The following is a 4,099-nucleotide window of genomic DNA, read 5'->3' on the forward strand; positions in this document are numbered from 1 at the left end:
CACCTGGCGGTTGTAGCTGGTCACGCTCACGTTGCCGCGCTCGCCCAGCTGGTCGCGCAGGCGGTTGGAGGCGCGCAATTCAATGCCCTGGTCTTCCAGCTGCGCGCCCGAGGTGCGGCGGTCGGTGGCCACCATGGCGCCACCCACGGCGCTGCCGATCATCAGCGGCGCGCAGGCCGACAGCGACACCACGACGGTGGCAGCGCCCAGGGACAGGGCCACCAGACGGGCCAGGGAAGCGGAACGGATCATCAGGGGTTCTCCTGTTCGTTGGGGGGTGCGTCGGGCAGGCCCAGCAGCTGGGCGTCCACACCGTCGCAAATGCAGTGCAGCACCAGGTGGTGCACCTCCAGAATCCGGGCCGGCACCTCGTGCGGCACGCACACCTGCACATCGGTGTCGCGCAGCAGTTGCGCCAGGCGGCCGCCGCGGGCGCCGGTCAGGGCCACCACGGTCATGTCGCGTTCGTGGGCCGCTTCCACCGCCGCCACCATGTTGGCCGAATTGCCACTGGTGGACAGGGCCAGCAGCACATCGCCCGCGTGGCCCAGCGCCCGCACCTGGCGTGCGTACACGGCACGGGCGTCGAAGTCGTTGGCGATGCCCGAGAGCACGGCCGCATCGGCCGAGAGCGACATGGCCGCCAGCTCGGGCCGCTCGCGTTCGTAGCGGCCAATGAAGCTGGCGGCGAAATGCTGGGCCGCGGCGGCCGAGGCGCCGTTGCCGCAGGCCAGCACCTTGCCCCCGCCAGTGACGCTGGCCAGCACCGCCTGGGTGGCGGCCTCCACGGTGGGCGCGAGGCTCTGCGCGCACTGGTACTTGAGATCGGCGCTGTCGATGAACTGTTGTTGGATACGTTGCAGGAGCATGGGGGCGATGATAGCGGCGGGGGGTGTATCAAGACGTGGCAGCTGCATCAAATGCAGCACGCAACCATTGCACGGCGGGCCCTGGCGCGGCGTCCAGAGCGCCTTCGATGAGGACCACATCGAAACGGCATGGCGGCTCTGATCCGAGCCGCAGCAAAAAGTGCCGCGCCGCCAGCACGATGCGCCGCTGCTTGAGCGGCGTGACGCTGCCGCCAGCCCCGCCGCGCGAGGCGCTGGCGCGCTGGCGCACCTCGACGAAGACCAGCGTGCCGTCGCGCTCCCGCATAATCAGATCGACCTCCCCACCGCCGCGCCCCGGCGTCTTGAAATTGCGCTGCACCAGCCGCAGACCCTGGCGTTGCAGGTGGTCCAGCGCCACGTCTTCGGCGGCATCGCCGCGCTGTTTGGTCGTCCCCTGCGGCGCCTGTTTCCGGAAGTTCCACATGTCTGCCAGCACTCCATCCCTGTTGACCGCCGCGCACGAGCTGGCGGGCCAGCAGCATTATCCGCAGGGCACGCTCTACATGGTGGCCACGCCCATTGGCAACCTGGCCGACATTTCGCTGCGCGCGCTGCAGGTGCTGCACCTGGCCGACACCGTGGCCTGCGAGGACACGCGCCACACCGCTGGCCTGATGCAAGGCTATGGCCTGCACAAGCCGCTGCTGGCCCTGCACGAACACAACGAAGCCGAAGCCGCGCAGACCGTGGTGCAGCGCCTGCGCGAAGGCCAGCGCGTGGCCTACGTGAGCGACGCGGGCACACCCGGCGTGAGCGACCCCGGTGCGCGCCTGTGCGCGGCCGTGGTGGCCGCCGGCCTGCGCGCCGTGCCGCTGCCCGGGGCCAGCAGCATCACCGCGCTGCTGAGCGTGGCCGGCACCGGGGGGCACGACGGTCGCTTCGTGTTCACCGGCTTCCTCTCGCCCAAGGCCACCGAGCGCCAGCGCGAGGTGCAGGCCATCGCCGCCGACCCGCGCGCCTGCGTGCTGCTGGAAGCGCCGCACCGCATCGAAGCCCTGGCGCGCGACCTGGCCGCGCTGGGCGAGCGCCCGCTGACCGTGGGCCGTGAGCTGACCAAGCAGTTTGAAGAAGTCGCACAGTTGCCGGCGGCCGAACTGCCCGCCTGGCTGCAGGCCAGTGCGCACCGCACCCGCGGGGAATTCGTGTTGCTGGTGCACCCGGCCCGTGCAGACGCTGCGGAGGACGCGATGGATGCCGCCACGCTGCACACGCTGGACCTGCTGCTGGCCGAGCTGCCGGTGAAAACCGCCGTGAAGCTGTGTGCCGAGATCACCGGCCAGCCACGCAATGCGCTCTACCAGGCCGCCCTGCAGCGGCGCGGTGCCGCAGACTGAAGCCTGCCGCTCAGCGCAAGCGTTCGACGGGGAGCGGCGCAGCGCCGCGATCACCCGCTTCGCGCACCTCGGTCACTTCCACGTCGACCACATCACCCGGCGGCTGGCCACGGCCGGGCCACACGCCCTGGGTGTAACGCTGCGACTGTTCGCGCATGCGGCTGAACATCACCACTGGCGCGGGCTTGCGCCCGGTGACCAGGGACCAGAGCGACACCAGCAGCACCACCAACAAGGCGGCCAGCAAAAAGCTGACCACGAACACCGTGGCGGCGAGCACCAGCACCAGCTTGAGCACCGCGCGCAGCGCGCGGGAAACAATGTCGAGGATCGGATTCATTCGGTTGGGATACGGATGCAGCGCTTCCGTTCCCGGCAAAGAGTTGAAGGTCAGCAGATGGGGCCATTGTCACCCTTTGCAAGCAGCGCGCTGCTATGCTGAAAGCATGATCCCCCAGCCCCCGCCCGAACCCCCTCTCAAGCGCCTGTCGCAGTACTTTTTCCGCGGCCTCATCACCTTCCTGCCACTGGCCATCACGGTCTACGTGCTGGTCCTGTTCGTCACCTGGACCGAACGCACCGCCATGGCGATGCTGCGGCCCGTCACTGGCGACTTTTACCTGCCCGGTCTGGGCATCGCGCTGGGCGCGGTGCTGATCCTCGCGCTGGGTCTGCTGGTGTCGCTGCCCGCCACCAAGCGCCTGCTGTCGTATGTGGAACTGCCCTTCACCAACCTGCCGGTGGTCAAGAGCATTTACTCGTCGCTCAAGAACTTCGCCGACTACTTCGCGCCCCACGAACAGGACGCGCAGCAGGTCGTGCTGCTCAAGATGCCGGGGCACGAGCTGAGCACCGTGGGCCTGGTCACGCGCCAGAGCATGAAGGGCCTGCCCAAAGGGTTGGGCGAGCTGGAAGACCAGGTCGCCGTCTACCTGCCCATGGGCTACATGATCGGCGGCTACACCGTGTTCGTGCCGCGCAGCTGGACCACGCCGGTGGACATGTCGGTGGAGGAAGCCATGCGCATGGCGCTGATCGCCTTCATGAGTTCCGGGAAAAAATGAGCCCCCACGCTCCACCGCTGCGCGGGTCGCTGCTCCCCAAGGGGGCTGGGCCTGCCTTGGGGGCGGCCCGGCGGCTGGCACGTGGACCCCAAGCTCCGCCGCTGAACGGGTTGTGAAAAGAGGAACGCCCCCATGAGCATCCGCCACCTCGACAAGCTTTTTGCCCCGGCCTCGGTGGCGGTGTTCGGCGCTTCGGAGCGCCCCGGCCGCGTCGGTACCACGGTCTGGCGCAACCTGCACGGGCAGTTCACCGGCCGGCTCTACCCGGTCAACCCCAGGCACCGCACGCTCGATGGCGAGAAGGCCTACGCCAGCGTGAAGGCGCTGCCCGAGGCGCCCGACCTGGCGGTCATCTGCACGCCGGCCGACACCGTGGTCCCGCTCATCGAGCAGCTGGGTGAACGCGGCACGCGCGCGGCCATCGTGGTAACCGCGGGGCTCGACAAGACCACCCGGCAGGCCATGCTGGACGCGGCCCGCGTGCACACGCTGCGCATCCTCGGGCCCAACTGCATCGGCCTACTGGTGCCGCGCCTGGGGCTGAACGCCAGCTTCGCGCACATCGGCGCATCGGCCGGCGACCTGGCCTTTGTGTCGCAGTCGGGCGCGCTGGTCACCGCCATGCTGGACTGGGCGGCCGCGCGCGGCATCGGCTTCTCGCACTTCGTTTCGCTGGGCGAACACGCCGACGTGGACTTCGGCGATCTGCTGGACCACCTGGGCAGCGACCCGCACACGCGCGGCATCCTGCTCTATATCGAGTCGGTGGATGAAGCCAACCCCCACGCTCCGGCGCTGCGCGGGTCACTGC

At 69.4% G+C, this 4,099-nt stretch carries 6 protein-coding genes and 1 pseudogene; 3 read left to right on the forward strand and 4 right to left on the reverse strand.

Annotated features, from left to right (window positions below):
• The 3 genes and pseudogenes from ACR2JA_RS11005 to ACR2JA_RS11015 form a co-directional block, all read right to left on the reverse strand.
• A pseudogene (locus ACR2JA_RS11005) lies at positions 1–252 on the reverse strand (BON domain-containing protein); the annotation flags it as partial.
• On the reverse strand, positions 252–869 hold the full coding sequence (locus ACR2JA_RS11010) for an SIS domain-containing protein (RefSeq protein ID WP_434009125.1): 618 nt from the start codon (positions 867–869) through the stop codon (positions 252–254). The gene ACR2JA_RS11010 and the pseudogene ACR2JA_RS11005, both read right to left, overlap by 1 nt.
• A gap of 28 nt (positions 870–897) precedes the next feature.
• The gene (locus ACR2JA_RS11015) at positions 898–1,314 is read right to left on the reverse strand and encodes a YraN family protein (RefSeq protein ID WP_434009126.1); all 417 of its coding nucleotides are present in this window, start codon (positions 1,312–1,314) and stop codon (positions 898–900) included.
• Here ACR2JA_RS11015 and rsmI point away from each other — a divergent pair.
• A complete protein-coding gene (gene rsmI, locus ACR2JA_RS11020; protein WP_434009127.1) occupies positions 1,313–2,224 on the forward strand; it encodes a 16S rRNA (cytidine(1402)-2'-O)-methyltransferase in 912 nt (303 codons plus the stop codon). The genes ACR2JA_RS11015 and rsmI overlap by 2 nt on opposite strands.
• 10 nt (positions 2,225–2,234) lie before the next feature.
• Here the strand turns inward: rsmI and ACR2JA_RS11025 are convergent, their stop codons facing one another.
• Entirely contained in the window at positions 2,235–2,564 is a 330-nt protein-coding gene (locus ACR2JA_RS11025; RefSeq protein WP_434009128.1) for a hypothetical protein, read from the reverse strand.
• Positions 2,565–2,670: 106 nt separating this feature from the next.
• Here ACR2JA_RS11025 and ACR2JA_RS11030 point away from each other — a divergent pair, with 106 nt between their 5' ends.
• Positions 2,671–3,288, forward strand: coding sequence for a DUF502 domain-containing protein (locus tag ACR2JA_RS11030; protein ID WP_434009129.1), 618 nt, complete (start codon positions 2,671–2,673; stop codon positions 3,286–3,288).
• Between the two features lie 132 nt (positions 3,289–3,420).
• On the forward strand, positions 3,421–4,099 hold a 679-nt coding region (locus ACR2JA_RS11035; RefSeq protein WP_434009130.1), incomplete at its 3' end, for a CoA-binding protein.

Source organism: Hydrogenophaga sp., assembly GCF_051007235.1.
Taxonomy (GTDB): Bacteria; Pseudomonadota; Gammaproteobacteria; order Burkholderiales; family Burkholderiaceae_C; genus Hydrogenophaga.

Bases quoted from the DNA above. Each gene is read 5' to 3' on its own strand.
- ACR2JA_RS11010 (WP_434009125.1), bottom strand. From the start codon at position 869: ATGCTCCTGCAACGTATCCAACAACAGTTCATCGACAGCGCCGATCTC.
- rsmI (WP_434009127.1), top strand. From the start codon at position 1,313: ATGTCTGCCAGCACTCCATCCCTGTTGACCGCCGCGCACGAGCTGGCG.
- ACR2JA_RS11015 (WP_434009126.1), bottom strand. From the start codon at position 1,314: ATGTGGAACTTCCGGAAACAGGCGCCGCAGGGGACGACCAAACAGCGC.
- ACR2JA_RS11025 (WP_434009128.1), bottom strand. From the start codon at position 2,564: ATGAATCCGATCCTCGACATTGTTTCCCGCGCGCTGCGCGCGGTGCTC.
- ACR2JA_RS11030 (WP_434009129.1), top strand. From the start codon at position 2,671: ATGATCCCCCAGCCCCCGCCCGAACCCCCTCTCAAGCGCCTGTCGCAG.